Source organism: Nitrospirota bacterium, assembly GCA_016212215.1.
Classification (GTDB): Bacteria; Nitrospirota; 9FT-COMBO-42-15; order HDB-SIOI813; family HDB-SIOI813; genus JACRGV01.
The window spans coordinates 1-17,522 of the sequence record JACRGV010000135.1; the positions used below are offsets into that span (position 1 = coordinate 1).

Annotated in this window: 14 protein-coding genes and 1 pseudogene; 10 read left to right on the plus strand and 5 right to left on the minus strand. The window is 41.8% G+C overall.

Annotated elements, in window-relative coordinates; all coding sequences use genetic code 11:
- Nucleotides 1-522 precede the first annotated feature (522 nt).
- The 3 genes and pseudogenes from HZA08_12435 (at nt 523) to HZA08_12445 (ending at nt 1,550) form a co-directional block, all read left to right on the plus strand.
- Nucleotides 523-702 (plus strand): annotated as a pseudogene (locus HZA08_12435) (hypothetical protein).
- A gap of 175 nt (nt 703-877) precedes the next feature.
- Complete coding sequence (locus HZA08_12440; protein MBI5194230.1) at nt 878-1,375, plus strand: nucleotidyltransferase; 498 nt, start codon at nt 878-880, stop codon at nt 1,373-1,375.
- Between the two features lie 19 nt (nt 1,376-1,394).
- Entirely contained in the window at nt 1,395-1,550 is a 156-nt protein-coding gene (locus tag HZA08_12445) for a hypothetical protein (GenBank protein ID MBI5194231.1), read from the plus strand.
- A gap of 38 nt (nt 1,551-1,588) precedes the next feature.
- Here the strand turns inward: HZA08_12445 and HZA08_12450 are convergent, their stop codons facing one another.
- Nucleotides 1,589-1,786 carry a hypothetical protein gene (locus tag HZA08_12450; GenBank protein MBI5194232.1) on the minus strand — a complete coding sequence of 66 codons (198 nt, stop codon included), beginning with the start codon at nt 1,784-1,786 and terminating at the stop codon, nt 1,589-1,591.
- A 223-nt stretch (nt 1,787-2,009) separates the two neighbouring features.
- Here HZA08_12450 and HZA08_12455 point away from each other — a divergent pair, with 223 nt between their 5' ends.
- Together HZA08_12455 and HZA08_12460 are read left to right on the plus strand one after the other, a co-directional pair.
- Nucleotides 2,010-4,364 carry a hypothetical protein gene (locus tag HZA08_12455; protein ID MBI5194233.1) on the plus strand — a complete coding sequence of 785 codons (2,355 nt, stop codon included), beginning with the start codon at nt 2,010-2,012 and terminating at the stop codon, nt 4,362-4,364.
- 446 nt (nt 4,365-4,810) lie between these two features.
- Nucleotides 4,811-5,962, plus strand: a complete 1,152-nt coding sequence (locus HZA08_12460; GenBank protein ID MBI5194234.1) for a methionine adenosyltransferase — start codon at nt 4,811-4,813, stop codon at nt 5,960-5,962.
- 234 nt (nt 5,963-6,196) lie between these two features.
- Here HZA08_12460 and HZA08_12465 read toward each other — a convergent pair whose 3' ends face one another.
- The 4 genes from HZA08_12465 to lnt all read right to left on the minus strand — a co-directional run bounded on the left by HZA08_12465 (nt 6,197) and on the right by lnt (nt 11,195).
- A complete protein-coding gene (locus tag HZA08_12465) occupies nt 6,197-6,766 on the minus strand; it encodes a response regulator (GenBank protein ID MBI5194235.1) in 570 nt (189 codons plus the stop codon).
- A gap of 16 nt (nt 6,767-6,782) precedes the next feature.
- Nucleotides 6,783-8,705: a HAMP domain-containing protein gene (locus tag HZA08_12470; GenBank protein MBI5194236.1), complete on the minus strand. Its 1,923-nt coding sequence runs from the start codon at nt 8,703-8,705 to the stop codon at nt 6,783-6,785.
- 271 nt (nt 8,706-8,976) lie between these two features.
- Complete coding sequence (locus HZA08_12475; GenBank protein MBI5194237.1) at nt 8,977-9,273, minus strand: hypothetical protein; 297 nt, start codon at nt 9,271-9,273, stop codon at nt 8,977-8,979.
- Nucleotides 9,274-9,626: 353 nt separating this feature from the next.
- Nucleotides 9,627-11,195: an apolipoprotein N-acyltransferase gene (gene lnt, locus HZA08_12480; GenBank protein ID MBI5194238.1), complete on the minus strand. Its 1,569-nt coding sequence runs from the start codon at nt 11,193-11,195 to the stop codon at nt 9,627-9,629.
- A gap of 186 nt (nt 11,196-11,381) precedes the next feature.
- Here lnt and HZA08_12485 point away from each other — a divergent pair, with 186 nt between their 5' ends.
- The 5 genes from HZA08_12485 (at nt 11,382) to secF (ending at nt 17,424) form a co-directional block, all read left to right on the plus strand.
- On the plus strand, nt 11,382-13,046 hold the full coding sequence (locus HZA08_12485; protein ID MBI5194239.1) for an arginine--tRNA ligase: 1,665 nt from the start codon (nt 11,382-11,384) through the stop codon (nt 13,044-13,046).
- Between the two features lie 232 nt (nt 13,047-13,278).
- Nucleotides 13,279-14,394, plus strand: a complete 1,116-nt coding sequence (gene tgt / locus HZA08_12490; protein ID MBI5194240.1) for a tRNA guanosine(34) transglycosylase Tgt — start codon at nt 13,279-13,281, stop codon at nt 14,392-14,394.
- Nucleotides 14,388-14,714 (plus strand): preprotein translocase subunit YajC, encoded by a 327-nt coding sequence (gene yajC, locus HZA08_12495; GenBank protein ID MBI5194241.1) that lies wholly within the window; start codon nt 14,388-14,390, stop codon nt 14,712-14,714. The genes tgt and yajC overlap by 7 nt, the downstream gene beginning before the upstream one ends.
- 171 nt (nt 14,715-14,885) lie before the next feature.
- Nucleotides 14,886-16,484 (plus strand): protein translocase subunit SecD, encoded by a 1,599-nt coding sequence (gene secD, locus HZA08_12500; GenBank protein ID MBI5194242.1) that lies wholly within the window; start codon nt 14,886-14,888, stop codon nt 16,482-16,484.
- Between the two features lie 25 nt (nt 16,485-16,509).
- Nucleotides 16,510-17,424, plus strand: coding sequence for a protein translocase subunit SecF (gene secF / locus HZA08_12505; GenBank protein ID MBI5194243.1), 915 nt, complete (start codon nt 16,510-16,512; stop codon nt 17,422-17,424).
- Nucleotides 17,425-17,522: the final 98 nt, after the last annotated feature.

Consider the following 17,522-nt stretch of genomic DNA (forward strand, 5'->3'; position numbering starts at 1 on the left):
CAAAGGGAAATGAAAATAGTAAACAGTAAGCAGTGAGCAGTAAACAGGAAAGGCAGTCTTTATCTGCTAACTGCTTACCGCTTACTGCTTACTTGGGGTCATTTTCGGATGAACTCCCATGAACCGAGGGTTCACAAAGGGCCATGAAAATCAGCGGGACAGGAATGTCCCGCCTATCCTCGTAGATATGGATAGGCGGGGTTTTCTTACCCCGCCGGAAGGGATTTTCGGATGAACCGTCATGAAACGGAGGTTTCACAAAGGAGGATGAAAATCAGCGGGACAAGAATGTCCCGCCTATCCTCATAGAAATGGATAGGCGGGGTTTTCTTACCCCGCCGGAGAGGATTTTCGGATGAACCGTCATGAGCCTTCGGCTCACAAAGGGGCATGAAAATTAGGCTCAGGATGAAACAACCCCACCCTCACCCGGACCCTCTCCCTGAGGGAGAGGGTGCTTAGTTTTTATCCCCTCCCCCTTGACGGGGGGGGGGTAGGGCGGGGGTGAGCTATGGAGATTTTCGGATCAACCTTGGTGACAGCCTGCAGGTCATGGCGTCATTGGCTGAGCGGGAAGGACTACGCGGCAAGGTGCAGATGATATATCTTGATCCGCCTTATGGCATTAAGTTCAACTCTAACTTCCAGTGGTCAACAACCATCAGGGATGTGAAGGATGGCAACGTTGATCATATAACCCGTTGACCAGCTCTTTTATCATTTGTGCATCCATCGCATAACCTACAATCTCTTTCGTAAATATATCCTTGTACTCCGCAAGTTAGAGCCAACTGGAGAAGACCCATTATTAGAACATGAAACGAAAGTTGTATCTTTCACACTGATTTGATATTATCCATTACAAGGAAGAGGGGTAATGATGTTTTACGAGGAGTTATTTGAAAAACTGAACAACAGCAACGTTGATTATGTAGTTGTCGGCGGTGTCGCCCTTGTCCTTCATGGTGTCATCAGGTTGACGGCAGACCTTGATCTTATGGTTCATCTGGAAGAGAAGAATCTGATCAAGTTTGTTACTATCATGAATGAGCTTGGTTACAAACCCAAAATACCTGTTAAGGCAGAAGAGTTTATTAGTACTAAAAAAAGGGAAATATGGGTAAACGAAAAAAACATGAAGGTCTTCAGCTTTTTTCATCCGCAGATGCCAATCAATCTGGTTGACATATTTGTTGAAGAACCGGTGGACTATAGCCAGATAAAAGCTGAAGCTGTCAGAATAATGTCCGGTAGTATCCCCATACCCGTGGTCTCTGTAAAAAATCTAATCAAACTAAAAGAGATTTCCGGTAGACCTCAGGATATTGCCGACATTGCAGCACTCAAAGAGATTGGAAAAAGTGGACAAAGATAAACAGGAGCACATAGACATCGTGTATACATTCACGAAGGAGAAGCTGGAAGAGTTCAAGGAAATGACTATACGGCAGAGGCTTCAATGGCTTGAGGAGGCGAACCTTTTCATTAACAAGACCATCGGCTTCAAAAAACGTGCGATTACTGATGCTAGGTTTGAGGGGCTGGAGTAGAAGAACAAGGGTCATTAATCAATGGGTGCCCCCTACGGCTACTCTTGGATAGTGTTATCATCTATAATCCTGCCGACATATCCAAAATCTACTTGTGCCTCATGACATGGAAGAGTAAATCGCAAACTGGAAATACCGCTTATATAGAAACTGTTGCTGACGATGCTGACCTTCAGGAGGTCTACGACACCGAACGACACCTTTTGTATGTTGCCTGCACCCGTGCACGGGATCATCTGTTGATTACAAGCGGTAACGAACCGTCAGAGTTTATAGATGATCTGAGGATGTGAGTTTTATAGGCGATTGAGGTGTGACGGTAAACATAAAGAGTCCAAACCAATTGATGTCCCTACAGATTCAGGTAAGAAGTCCGAAAAGTTACCTGTAAAAGTGCCTGTCTCTCCCAAGAGATAATCTAATCAGGCATGAAATATGCAATATAAATTCAGTTAAATAATGAAAAAGCATTTAATACTATTCATCATAGTATTTGTATCTTTTCTTACCGGATGCGGTGCCGGTGGTGGAGTCGGCACTGTAGATAATGGATTAACCGGCGGGAACAGTGACCAGAATAATAACCCTCCATCATCTGTCAAGAGCAAGACAGCAAAGATAAAGATTAAAGAAGACGGTTTATATAAGCTTACCTTCTCAGACCTTAATACTGCCTCTGTAGACCTATCAGGTGTAACCACAGCATCCCTGAAGATGACCAATAAAGGGGAGGAGATTGCTATAGATGTGGTTGATGCAAATATTAACGGCATCTTTGATGAAGGAGATACTGTAGAGTTTTACGGTAAGGCAATATCAAGAGATGATAAAGAATTCAGATACACAGAGACAAATATATATTGGTTATCTTCTAAAGAGGGTGAAGAAGGTTTGAGGAAGAGGATGAGGGAGATTAAGAGCAATGCCTCATCTATTCAGGGAGTACCGTCTTTTTTAAAGGTCTTACATTCAGAAGAGGCTACATGGTATGAGCAAAAGAATTATCCGGAGATTTCTTCAACCTCTGATAAAAGGGAACATTGGTTTTGGGGGGAGGTATTTTATACCCCTGGTGTTGCCGGTTCAGAGACCGGTTTATATCAGCGTGACTATAAATTCAACACTCGGGGTATTGATAAGTCACAGCCTGTCCAGTTAAAGATAAGACTACAGTCAGTAAATGGAAGCCATCATATCAGTGGGTATTTAAATGGTACTGACAATAAATTAATTGATAAGATATGGGCATCTGATAATGGCCCTTATGAGATAGAAGCAGAGGTACCTTCTTCATATTTCATTAATGGATTTAATACATTACGACTTGAAAGTGTGGGGGATACAGAATCCGGTGTTCATGAGCTTTTCTACTTAGACTGGTTTGAGGTGACATATTATCATCTCTATCAGGCCGAGAGCGGCAGGCTTGAGTTTTCCGGTAAAGGGATAATTGATGTATCAAACTTTACATCAGACAGTATATCTATATATGATTTGTCTGATTATATTAATATAAAAAAGGTTCTTCCTATCAGTATTGAAGAGACCCAAAAGGGATTCTATAAGACCGTATTTTCTACTGTTGCCTGGGAAGAGGGTAAGTTTATTGTTGTAACAGACAAGGTGAAGAAGACACCAGCAGGAATTGAGAGTTATACGCAAGCTGGTATTCGTTTAAAAGACGGGGACTATATTATAATTACGCACGAAGACTTCTACGATGCAGTTAAACCCCTTGCAGATTATAGAAGTAAACAGGGGTATAAGGTAACGACCGTAAAAATTAAGGATATATATGATGAGTTTAGTGCAGGTATTGAAACCCCTTATGCATTGAAAGACTTTCTTACTTTTGCCTATCAGAATTGGAGTCCAAGACCATCCTATGTCCTGCTTGTCGGTGATGCAACCATTGATTACAAGGATTTCAGCGGGTATGGGAAGGATTATGGCGTAAGAAGTTATGTACCGGCATACCTGTATAATTATTACGGTCTTGGAGAAGTGCCGAGTGATAACTGGTTTGCAGATGTCAATGGAAACGTGCTCCCGGAAATGAACATAGGAAGAATACCGGCTAAGTCAGCGGCAGATGTTACTGCTGTGATTAATAAAATTATAGCCCATGAAACTTCTTCTGCTAAATCCGGAAATGTGCTTCTTATAGCTGATGACAATGATAGTCCTGATATTACTACACCTTCAATTTTTGAGAGATTATCAAATACCCTTATTCCATCTATTATTGAAGGGAAAATACCTGCCTATGTATCAAAGTTATACCAGAGGGGTTATACAGGCGATTTCAGGCAAGGTATTATAGATGGAATAAATGCAGGTCCATTAATAGTTAATTACACGGGACACGGTTCTGTTGTGAACTGGACAAAAGAAGTTGCGTTTTCATCAGAGGATGTAGATTCTCTTGCCAGGCAATCCGATTATCCATTTGTTGTAGCGTTAAATTGCCTTAATGGGTATTTTGTATTACCTGATGATGGAGTTGAATATGTAGAGCAGGGTGGGGCTAAACAAAGGCAATATCCATCTATTGCAGAGTCATTCTTGATGACACCGGAGAAAGGCGCTGTAGCTGTTTGGGCAGCGAGTGCAATAGGTTATCCATCAGAACATGACCCGCTTGCAGGGGCTTTGTATGATATAGTCTTTAATCAGGAAAATTTAACTCTCGGTGAGGCGGTTACAAAGGCAAAAGAAGTTGTGTTTCTAAGCAGGGAGATACCTCCAGGTGATGATATAGATGTTGTTCAAACCTTTATTTTCTTCGGGGATCCGGCGACGAGGCTGAAGTAGTAAGCAGTGAACAGTATGCAGAAGTCAGAAGCAAGAGGTAAGAAGTAAGAAGTAAGAAGTCAGAAGTAAGAAGCAAGAAGTCAGAAGTAAGAAGTAAGAAGTAAGAAGCAAGAAGCAAAATAGAAGTCAGAAAAAATAAAAGGCTAAGGGCCTCTCGTTTGGTATTATCAATTTCCCAGAAATTGAATCTCCCGCGTTCTATGCACGGGTCCCACTCTCCCCAATAAGAATCGGGGCATTTTCAAGGTCCTTAGCCTTATCATAATGTCTTTTTATGCCTTCAATATATCCTCCTGAAATATGGAAGTCAAGGCACAACAGCAGAGATAGGATTTTTTCTTGCTATTGGATAGTTATATATGATATAAAGTTAGAGTTTTTAATCAAATACATTAACTACTGTTCGTACTGGATAAACAGTTCGAACGCCTAAAAGGGGGGCTTAGATGGGAAGAGTAAATTTTCAATTTACATCAGAGTCGGTTACAGAAGGACATCCGGATAAGATTGCAGACCAGGTGTCTGATGCAATCCTGGATGCGTTAATCTCTAATGATCCGAATTGCCGTGTCGCAGTGGAGACTATCGTAACAACAGGGCTTGCCTTTGTGGCCGGAGAGGTTACAACCCAAACTTATGTTGAGATACCTGAGATAGTTAGGGAGACCATTAAGGAAGTAGGGTATACAAGGGCAAAGTATGGTTTTGATTATGAGACATGTGCAGTTCTGACTGCAATACACTCTCAGTCACCGGATATTTCAATGGGTGTTGATGTTGGTGGGGCAGGTGACCAGGGACTGATGTTCGGTTATGCTTCAAATGAGACTGAGGAGTTAATGCCGATGCCTATTATGCTTGCACATAAACTTACAAGAAGGCTGGCTGAGGTAAGAAAGAAGGATATACTTCCATATCTAAGGCCTGACGGTAAATCACAGGTTACAGTTGAATATATAGATGGTAAACCCCATAAGGTTTCAACTGTAGTTATATCCACACAGCATAGCCCTGATATTACTCTTAAAGAGATACGTGAGGATATGATTGAAAAGGTTATTAAACCTGTAATACCGGCGGAGTTAATGGATGAAGAAACAATTACATATCATATAAATCCTACCGGCAGATTTGTGACAGGAGGCCCGCAGGGTGACACAGGACTTACAGGCAGAAAAATTATTGTAGACACTTACGGAGGCGTTGGGAGTCATGGCGGTGGTGCATTCTCCGGTAAGGACCCGACAAAAGTAGACCGCTCTGCATCTTATATGGCAAGATACATTGCAAAGAATATTGTTGCCGCAGGTATTTCTGAAAAATGTGAGGTACAACTTGCTTATGCCATCGGTGTACCGGACCCTGTTTCAATCCTTGTAGACTCCTTCGGGACAAGAAAGATATCTCAGGAAAAGATAGTAAAGCTGGTAAGGGAGTTCTTCCCCTTAACCCCTAAGGGTCTAATTGACCATCTTAAATTACGCCGGCCTATCTTCAAAAAAACCGCTGCCTATGGACACTTCGGGAGGACCGAGCCTGAATTTACATGGGAAAAGACAGACATGGCAGATGAATTGAGGAAGGCAGCAGGAATCTAAAGACAGTGATGAGTGATTAGTGACGAGTGATGAGTAGTGACACATACTATCGTGTCCGTAATAGATTCTTACGGACACGATAAACAGAATACCTTATAAATTAAAAATCAAACCTCAAAAATCAAAATTGCATATCAAAATTAAAAAATAAAGCAACATCTGCATCCTTTAAGGTTTTAATTTTGAATTGTTATCTGTCATTTTGACTTTTTCATTTTGATATTTGATTTTCATTCATCCTTCCACGTTTAACACTTCAATTAATGCCTCAAGGGCAGGTACAAGGGTTTGTTTCAATTCGTTGTCGGATGATGATGATACAATATTTATAATCCCTCCAAGGTCCCTTGTAACTCTTGAAAGTTTTTCAGATAGTCTCTTGTTTGTATCTTTTAATGTCTCAAACAATCTCTGATTTTCGAATCTCAGATGTTTTCTCTCAATGGCCTTCTTTGTTACAAAGCTTAGTTGTTTTATGTTGTAAAGCGGCTTGTGAAGGTAATCAAAAGCCCCGCCGTCTCTCAATGCCTCAATGACGCTATCCATCGTCCCATGACCTGTCAGGATGACAACTTCAATATTCGGATCCTTTTCCTTGACCCTCCTTAACACCTCCATGCCATCCACTTTAGGCATTTTTAAATCTGTAATAACTAGATCGAATTTTACCTTTTCAAGCAGTATTAATGCCTGTTCGCCGTCATAAGCAGTTATAACCTCATAACCCTTATTGCTGAGGTGCCTCTCTATCAAATTCAATATGTCCTCATCGTCATCAACAACAAGAATGTTTTCGTTTGCCATTAAGCGTCTCCTTCTTTTAACCTGTAGTGGTAGTATGCACTGCTGTGTTCTTTTCTTTAGCTCTGGGGGTCTTTCTTCTTTCAACCGGGATATCAATAATAAACTTTGTTCCTATCCCTGTCTTGCTTTCCACGTTTATGGTACCTCCATGTTCCTTTACGATTGAATAACTTATTGACAGCCCCAACCCTGTACCCTTTCCAACCTCTTTTGTTGTAAAGAACGGGTCGAAAATCTTATCCATGACTTCGTCCGGTATGCCGGCCCCTGTATCAATGAACGAAATCCTGACACTTACCGGGTGTTCCTTATCTCCGTTTTCATTATAATACAAAGTTTCAGTTGTAGCTGAAAGTGAGCCACCCCCTTTCTCTTCCATTGCATCCCTTGCATTGGTAATTAAATTTAGAAATACCTGTTCAAGCCTGTTGTGATCTCCCCATATCCTCGGCAGTGATTCGTCAATCTGGGTTAATATCTCTATGTTATGGTTTTTAAGTTGTTGTGTAACAAGGGTAAATGAATCGAGAACAACAGCATTAATATCAATCTGTTCAAATACCCCGGTTGACTGCCTTGCAAAAGTCCGCAGGTGGTCAATAATCCTCATCATTCTTGTTGTCTGGTTTTCTATAAGTTTTATGTCTTTCTTTGCAAATTCAGGTATTGCACCACCTTCCAGTAACTCCTGAGAATAACCCCTTATTACCATAAGGGGCTGATTAAGTTCATGTGCAACGCCTGCGGCCAGCTCGCCTACAGCGGCCAGTTTAGCAGATTGTGTCAATTGTGCATTTGTAGATTTTATATCATTGTATGTCTTCTGCAGGTATTCTGCCATCCTGTTAAATGACTTTGCAAGGTCGCCGATTTCATCGGTCAATTTTGTCTTTATCCTGTAAGTAAAGTCTCCTTTGGCAATAATCTGTGTGCCGGCGACTAAGTCCTTAACCGGGTCAGATATCCTCCTGCCGAGGATGACAGCTATTATGATAATGATAACGAATGTAATTACGAATATCGGGAAGAACTGACCTAATGGGATAATATCGAGAAAACTTCTGGAGATATGAGTGAGTACCATAACACTCCATTGTGTGGATGGAACCGGCTGAAATGAAACAATATAATTACGTCCACCACTGCTTGTTTTAAATCTTCTGAATCCATTTTTCCCTGCAAGGACTTCTTTCATAATATCCTTAAAAAAAAAGGACTGGTCGAGGTCGGATATATTAGGAAGACCCTTGGTTTCTCCGATGGATATAATGGTCTGGGCAAGTATCTTTCCCTCTCTTTCCAGAAGGAAGGCATGGTTTTCATGTGATATGTTACCTATTAATTTACGGCCAAAATATTCAAGGTTAAGATCAAAGTATATGATCCCCATAATTTGTCCGTTGGCATGAACCGGTGCGGCAAAAGGTATAACCCATAAGTGGGTCTCAGGGTTTATGTATGGTTCCCCCTGAAAAACTCCGCCGGGCGGCTGGGACAATGCCTGAACGAAAAACGGCATCTTGCTTTCTATTGAGGAAAGTTTATCTTCTGATGCTATCTGCTTTATTATAACCTTGGTTATGTCCATTCCTGAGACATCAATAAAAGAGCTTACACTCATTGCCTCAGGGAACAGCAATTGTAATTGTCTTAACGCCTTTATCTGTTCATATTTCCATTCATTCCGCCGTCCTCGATCTGTAAAGTAGCGGGAAAATGCAGGATTTTCTGATGTAAGCAGGAGATTTGTCTGTGCCTTCAGAAATATAGTTTCTATTGCAAATGTAACATGGGATAACTCCAGTCCGAGTGCGTGTTCTGTCTCCTCTATCATCTGGTGGCGTGATGTGGTAATATAGACGGCAGTTCCAACGATAAGAGGCAGAAGCCCCGTTATAAATAAGATTATTATAAATCTTGAGCGAATGTGTTTAAACATTTAAGTTAGATAAATAAGGATATACAGCCCCTTATTATTTAATTATTAAGGTTTAAAATTGTGTACCGGAATGTTGTGAATATTAACATATTTCAGAAAACTTTAATAGGGTAAAAATGGAAACCTTGCTTTACATTGCAGTAGGGATACTTATTGTTTGGGGAGTCTGGCTGGTAGTCAGATCATGGCTGACGTAAAAATAAGAAAGGGTTAAAGGTTTCGAGCGTTGTGTTTTTTTAAGACGTGACCGTTTATTCTATGCCCATCTCCTTTATTTCAACCATAACAGATTTGACAAGGAAATGGGCACAATACGCGGATCATATATCTGCACATTATCATCCAGTGTAACCAACAGTCCCAGCGGTGCATTATAAACCGTTTTTTCCAAAAAAGCCCTTAGTCCTTTAGTGTCATCATGAGGATCAATCCGGCGTCTGTATTTTACCTCTACGGGTATCCTTTTCGTCCCCACGGTTAATACAAAATCAACCTCTGGTTCACTTCCCCGTTCTGGGAAATGCGATACATCCAGATTTGGGATTAATGTAAGAAAATATCCCAGCACACTTTCAGCAATGTGTCCCGCAATGTCGGTAAGATGCGGATTTGCTGTCAGACCTTCCGTATCAAGGGGAACTATCTCCTGTAGCCATCCTGCTCTAAGGGTCTGTCATGAAATAACGTGTGCATTTAGGCGCTCAGATTTAGGTCAGGTTTGAGTGCGACCGATTGAGCAAACCCGAAGGCGTAGTTGAATCTACGCTGAGGGGTTGCGATTGAGGAGCACACAAAAATGGCCGGAAGATGAGATGCATAAATGTATAGGTTATTTTATGACAGACCCTTACTCCATAGTAAGGAGTATAAGAATATTTGTCAATCTGCTACGGCAATACTCTCCGTTTTAAATCCCTCCCGTCAAGATAGGTGGGATATATGAGTATCTCTTGACCCCTTGAATCCTGCTATTATAGATACTGCTGCAATAAAGATGCATAAGTACGCGAATATGTCTCCATACAATGTGTAAAAGGTCTTTCTTGTTGACGGGGTTATCTTTTGTGTGATCTGGCTTTTTACAAAGATGGGGGTAGTATTGAGGATTTCACCTGCAGGGCTTATAAAGCCTGATATGCCGGTATTGGCGGCCCTTGCGAAGTAGACCCTGTTTTCTACGGCCCTGAATACCACCATAGAGAAGTGTTGATATGGGGCGCTTGTTTTTCCGAACCATGCATCGTTTGTTATCGTTGTCATGAATTCAGCGCCATTAAGTACAAATTTCCTGACAAGGTCAGGGAATATTACCTCAAAACATATTACAGTACCAAGCCTTATATTATTATTCTGGAGTACAGTAAAGTCTTTACCCGGCATGAAATCACCTATGCCTACGACCATCTTCTCAAGAAAAAATAATATCTTTGAGAGCGGGACATATTCTCCAAAAGGGACGAGGTGCATCTTGTCATATCTTGACATATCCCTTCCGTCCGGAGATATGAGGTAGGCGCTGTTGAAAAGTTTAATGTTATACTCATCAATATATTTATAGGAAGGGCTGCCAAAAAGAAGGGATATATTGTTTCGCTTGGCGAGGTCATAAATTTCCTGCTGGTAGACCGACCGTTCCTGAAAAAAGAACGGTGCAGCGGTCTCAGGCCATATCACAATAGCCGGATTCTGCTTAGCTGAATCTTCAGTAAGTTGTTCATATATATCAATTGTCTTACGTTGAAAGTTTCTGTCCCATTTCAGATGCTGGGGTATGTCGCCCTGAATTACCGCTACCTTTATATTATTATCAGGATTATAGTAAGTCTGCTTAAGCTTATAATTCCCATAGAGAAGGCTCAGTATGAACAGGAAGGCGGCAGAAAATATTGATAAAGAGGACATTACAGTCATTCGGTAGGACTTCCCCTTATTTTTTAATAAGGAAAATAATTCAAAAATGGCTGCATTGCAAATGATAATCAGGAAGGATATTCCATAAAGGCTTGTTATATCTGCTATCTGGATAATGTGGAGGAATTTGTATTGTGAGTAACCAAGTGATGCCCACGGGAAGCCGGTAAGAAGGTGTGCCCTGATATATTCAAAAGACACCCATACCGGTGCGGCCAATAAAGGAAAAGGTAAAGTAGTCTTTTTGGTAAGGTATGAAGCAGTCAGCCCGAAGAATCCTGTATAAAGTCCAACATAAGCTGATAGGAGTATGAGTACAAGTAAACTAATCCAGTATGGCAGCCCGCCATAATTACTCATCGTCCCTGTCAACCAGTTTAAAGTAAATATGGAAAACAATGTCCCGGAGAACCATGACCATAGAAATGCAATCTTAGGGGAGCTTCCTTTAATTACGAAAAGAAGCGGGATGATTCCAATCCATGCAAGGATTTCAATATCATACATGGGGAATGAAAGGCTTAATAGCAATGCAGAGAGGGCAGAAAGTATGATATTTATGATGACAGAATTTTTCACAAGATTGCATTTTAACACTAATTAATGTAAGCTACCAGTTTTAATTTTGTTGACGCAGGCAATGAGGCCGCCTCACCCGGCCAACCTCCCTGCATTGAAATAACGGGAGGTGAGATTGCTATGTTTTAATTCCCTCCCCCTTGACGGGGGAGGGTCAGGGTGGGGGTGAGCTATGGAAATTTTAGTATGAAAAAGAAGATTACTGACATATTAAATAAGGCGATTGAGAAGGCGATTGTCTCCGGTAAATTAAACATAAAGACCCCTCCATCTATAGTGTTAGAGATACCAAAGGATGAGACAATGGGGGACTATGCTACTACCGTTGCCATGAGTCTTGCCCGCGTGGAGAAAACTTCCCCCCGGTCTATTGCAGAGGCTATTTTAAATAACATAGAAGATACTTATGGAATGATTGAAAAGGTTGAGATAGCAGGGCCGGGCTATATAAATTTATTTCTGAAAAAAGAATGTTGGCTCGATGCACTTAAAGATGCATTACAAAAGGATGAACAATACGGGCGGTCCGGTATTGGAAACGGGCAATATGTGCAGGTAGAGTTTGTAAGTGCAAATCCAACAGGGCCTCTTCATATAGGTCACGGCAGGGGTGCGGCATTCGGTGACTCGCTTGCTAATCTCCTAAGTGCAGCGGGTTATAATGTTCAAAAAGAATATTACATAAATGACATAGGTAAGCAGATGGAGACGCTGGGGCGTTCTACCTATATCAGATATAAGCAGATATTTGATCCTGAACTGCCGTTTATGGAGAATGGTTATAATGGAGATTATATAAAAGATATTGCAGGAGAGATAAAAACATCTTCCGAAGATAAATTCATAAAACTTCCTGAGACAGAGGCAATCCCCTTTTTTGTTAAATATTCACAGGATACTATTCTGAAAGGCATTATAAAGGACCTTGAAGATTTCGGTGTCCTGTTTGACGACTACTTTTCTGAACGGACACTTTATGACCAAGGGGATGTGGAGAACATCTTAGATATCCTTAAAAAACAGGGACATTTATATGAGCATGAGGGTGCACTCTTTCTTAATACTACCCAATTCGGAGACGATAAGGACAGGGTTGTTGTAAGGTCAAATGGTCAGAAGACATATTTTGCATCTGATATTGCATATCATCTGAATAAATTTAAGAGGGGATTTAATTTCATAGTGGACATCTGGGGGGCTGACCATCATGGTTATGAACCGAGGATGAAGGCCGGCGTAAATTGTATAGGTTATCCGCCCGATAATTTAAAAATAATACTCGTACAGCTTGTCTCTCTGCTCCGTGAAGGAAAGCCAGTGTCTATGTCTACACGTTCCGGAGAATTTGTGACATTGAGGGAAGTTTTAGATGAGGTGGGCAGGGATGCGGCAAGGTTTATGTTCCTTACAAGGAGGTCCGACAGCCATCTTGATTTTGACCTTGAGCTGGTAAAGAAGGAGTCATCAGAGAATCCGGTCTATTATGTTGAGTACGCCCATGCAAGGATAGCGAGCATATTAAGACAGGCAGAGACACGGGGTTTACCTTTTCCTTCATTAGAGAGTTCGGATTTATCACTTCTTATACTTCCTGAAGAAATAGGGATGATAAAACTTATTGCCGGCTATCCGGAATTAATAGAGGCAAGTGCACTTTCACTGGAACCTCATCGCCTTACCTTTTATCTTCAGGACATGGCAACAGCATTGCATAACTATTATTATCACCATCGCGTGATAACAGATGATATAGAACTTACAAAGGCAAGGCTGTTGCTGCTGAAATGTATTCAGCAGGTGATAAAAAATGCCTTGGCGATACTGGGGATTAAGGCGCCGGAGCAGATGTAGGGGAGGCAGCGGAAAGAAGCAAGAAGTCAGAAGCAAGAAGCAAGAAGCAAGAAGTCAGAAGCAAGAAGTTAGAAGCAAGAAGTAAGAAGTTAGACATCCCCCTTTAGAAAAGGGGGAAGCGGATGGGAAAACCCACCCTCACCCGGACCCTCTCCCTGAGGGAGAGGGTGCTAAGTATATTCCCTCCCCTTCAAGGGGAGGGATAGGGTGGGGATGGGGTCTTTTTGGAATTATGAAATTTAGTGTTATTAAACAAGATGGCAATACTCAGGCACGTACAGGGAAACTCATAACGCCGCATGGGGGAGTGGATACACCGACGTTTATGCCTGTCGGTACTTATGGGGCTGTGAGGAGTGTTACGCCGGAGGAGGTTAAGGAAAGCGGGGCACAGGTGATACTCGGGAACACGTTTCATCTATATCTCAGGCCGGGAACTAAGGTTATAGAAAAGATGGGCGGATTGCACGGGTTTACAGGATGGGGCGGTACAATTCTTACGGACAGCGGAGGGTATCAGGTATTCAGTCTTGCAAAATTGAGGAAGATTACACCGGATGGTGTTATGTTCCAATCCCCGATAGATGGTTCAGAGCATTTTTTCACACCTGAGACAGTTATGGAGATACAGAAAACAATAGGCTCGGATATTATAATAGTCCTTGATGAGTGTATCCCGTATCCATCATCTTATGAATATACAAAAGACTCAACAGACATGACAATTCGTTGGGCAGAGAGGTCTAAGAGGGTTGAGGTTGGGAACGGCAAAGGACTTTTCTGCGTGATTCAAGGCGGATTTTATAAAGACCTGAGGGAGTATTGTACTGAAGCACTTGTAAAAATAGGTTTTGACGGTTATGCTATCGGCGGATTAAGTGTAGGGGAGGCAAAGGAGGAGATGTATACTGTCCTCGACCAGGTTACCCCTCTTATCCCTGAAGACAAACCGCGATACCTGATGGGAGTCGGACATCCGGAAGATATTATTGAAGGTGTCATCAGAGGGGTTGATATGTTTGATTGCGTTGTCCCGACAAGGCATGGGAGGAGGGGATATTTATTTACTGACACCGGTCACATAATTATAAAAAATGCGTGTTATAAAGATGATGAATTACCTGTGGAAGAAGGATGTGATTGTTATACCTGCAGTAAATATTCAAGGGCATATCTCAGACACCTTTTTATGGCAGGAGAAATTCTCGGACACAGGCTTAATACAATACATAACCTGCATTATTTTGGAAGGTTGATGAGAGGGATACGGAAGGCAATAGAAGAAGACAGTATGCTCCAATTCAGAGAGCATTTTTACGGTTTACAAAAGGAGAACGTGAGATGTTAGGATTAGTTTCAACAGCTTATGCAGCAGGTGAAGGTGGAGGTGGAATAGCGTCATTCTTAGGGCCGATCGGGTCTTTTCTCCCGATCATTTTGATATTCCCAATTTTTTATTTTCTTGTTATCATGCCTCAGCAGAAACAGCGTAAAAAACATGCTGCAATGATTGATGGTCTAAAAAAGGGGGATAAAGTAGTTACCAGCTCAGGAATTATAGGAACAATAGTCAGTGTTGATAAAGACACGATAGTATTACTGGTAGCCACAGAGGTAAAGTTGAGGATGTTGAGGAGTGCGATTTCTGAGGTGAGGAGTGAGGAGTAAAGAATAGGTGGATAGGCTGAAGGCTTCAGGCTGAAGGCAGAAGTAAGAAGATAGAAGCAAGAAGGCAGAAGCAAGAAGTAAGATACAGGTAAGTATTAAGTATAGTGAACAGGTATGGGGTTTTATGCTATTCACCATTCACTATTCACTGATTAATAAGGAGCAGGATTAATGAAAAAGACTTTAAAATGGAGAATATTACTGCTTGCCGCGGCAACAGTGCTTGCTGTTCTGTTTTTTCTGCCGTCTCTTCCCGGTTTCAAAAGTTTTCCTTCATGGTGGAAGAGTGTTCTTCCTTCCAAGCCGATTACACTTGGATTAGACCTGCAGGGCGGCATACATCTTGTACTTGGTGTTGAAGGCGACAAGGCGGTTGAGAACTTTGTTAACCATGTTGCAGATGATATTGGAACCATACTAACGCAAAAAGGTATAAATATTGTTTCCGCGAAGAGAGAGAATGTAACTGATGTTGTAATAAAATATTCTGATACTGCTAAAGAGAAAGATGTAGTTAATGAGATGAAAAAACAATACCCGAACTTTTCAACGGCGAAGGATATACCCGGAGAAGCAGTTTTTTCCCTTGGGTCTTCTGAAAAGGAGAGGATAAAAGACTCAGCAGTTTCTCAGGCGCTTGAGACTATCAGGAACAGGATTGACCAGTTTGGGGTCACGGAACCGTTGATCCAGAGACAGGGTGCTGATGAGATACTTATACAGCTTCCGGGTGTTAAAGACCCTAAGCGTGCAATAGAGTTGATAGGAAAGACAGCCCTTCTTGAGTTCAAGATTGTAGATGAAGAAGGGAATTTAAATACAGCGATTCAGGGACAAATACCTGAAGGGGATGAAGTCTTATATGGAAAAGAGGTAGACCCTGTAACAAAAGCCGTCAAACAGACTATCCCATACCTGTTGAAATCCAAGTCACTTATGACAGGTGACGTTATCTCAGATGCACAGGTGAGCATAAACCAGGAATTTAATGAACCTTATGTTGCCCTTAGTTTTAACAGTGTCGGTGCAAGGTTGTTTGAGAAGATTACCGGAGAGAATGTAAAAAAAAGGATGGCGATTGTTCTTGATGGAAATGTATATTCAGCCCCAGTTATTCAGGAGAGGATAGGCGGTGGAAAGGCATCCATATCAGGCCATTTTACAATGGAGAGCGCCCAGGACCTTGCGATAGTCCTTCGTGCAGGTGCACTGCCTGCCCCTGTGAAGATTATCCAGAATCTGACAGTAGGCCCTTCACTTGGAAGGGATTCAATAGAGAAGGGTTTAAAGGCTTCAGCAATTGCCGCTGTCTTAGTGCTGTTATTTATGGTTGTTTACTACAAGGTATCAGGATTAATTGCGGATTTTGCAATGGTGCTTAATCTTATAATATTGACGGGTGCTCTATCAGCCCTTGATGCAACGCTGACCCTGCCGGGTATAGCAGGTATTATCCTAACTATCGGTATGGGTGTGGACTCAAACGTGCTTATATTTGAACGTATAAGGGAAGAGCTGAGGGCCGGGAAGCCTGTGCGTTCGGCAGTTGATTCCGGTTATGACAAGGCGCTGGTAACAATACTTGATTCGCATGTTACAACACTCATCACAGCCCTTGTATTATTCATGTTCGGTACCGGTCCGATTAAGGGGTTTGCCGTTACACTGAGCCTCGGTATTGCAATCAATCTCTTTACCGCACTTGTAGGTACTAAAGTTGTATATGATTATATAAACAGCAGGACAAAGGTTACTAAACTGAGTATTTGACAGAAAGGGTATTTAAATGAAATTTGTGGAGATAGTTAAAGATACCAACATAGATTTTATGGGTCTGAAGAAATATGCTTATATCTTCTCCGGCATTTTAAGTATTATAGGGATCATTGCAGTTATCAGTATTATGTTCGGCCGTGGAAATCTTGGTATAGACTTCGGCGGCGGTACGGCTGTGCAACTGAAATTCGACAAACCAATAAAAATAGATGCTGCAAGAGATGCCCTCCAGAAGCACGGTATTAACGACGCAGAACTTCAGGAATTTCCATTGGATAACAAGCTGTTGATCAGACTGAAGAAGGTTTCGACCTCAAATGAACCTGTTGCAGACACGATCATATCTCTCTTCCGGCAGGAGTTTACTGCTAACACATTTGTGGTGGACAGCTCTATTGAAATCGGACCGACAGTAGGTAAGCGATTACAGAAGGATGCTTTTACAGCAGTTATCCTGTCCATGATAGGGATAATTATATATATTGCATTCAGGTTTGAGTTAAAGTTCGGTATTGCAGCGGCAATAGCTACTTTTCACGATGTACTTGCAGTGCTCGGCGTATTCTTTATTTTGAACAAGGAGATCAATCTTCTGATAATAACAGCACTATTGACCCTGGCAGGTTATTCACTTACAGATACCGTTGTCGTCTTTGACAGGATCAGGGATTATCTGAAGATAAGACGCAAAGACCAGATTGACGTGATAATAAACAACGGGATTAACCATACGTTAAGCCGTACACTGATAACATCTTTAACAACCGCCCTAGTTCTTGTTGCCCTTGTAATATTCGGCGGCGAGGTAATACACGATTTCTCATTGGCCCTTCTGCTTGGTGTTTGTGTAGGTACCTATTCTTCAATATTTGTTGCAAGCCCGCTGCTCCTTTTATGGAAAGGCGGGTCCGGCATGATGAAGAAGGCAGCCTAATAAATTCACCCGAAAATCTCTCCGGCGGGGTTTTCTTACCCCGCTGATTTTCATGGCCCTTTGTGAACCCTCGGTTCATGGGAGTTCATCCGAAAATC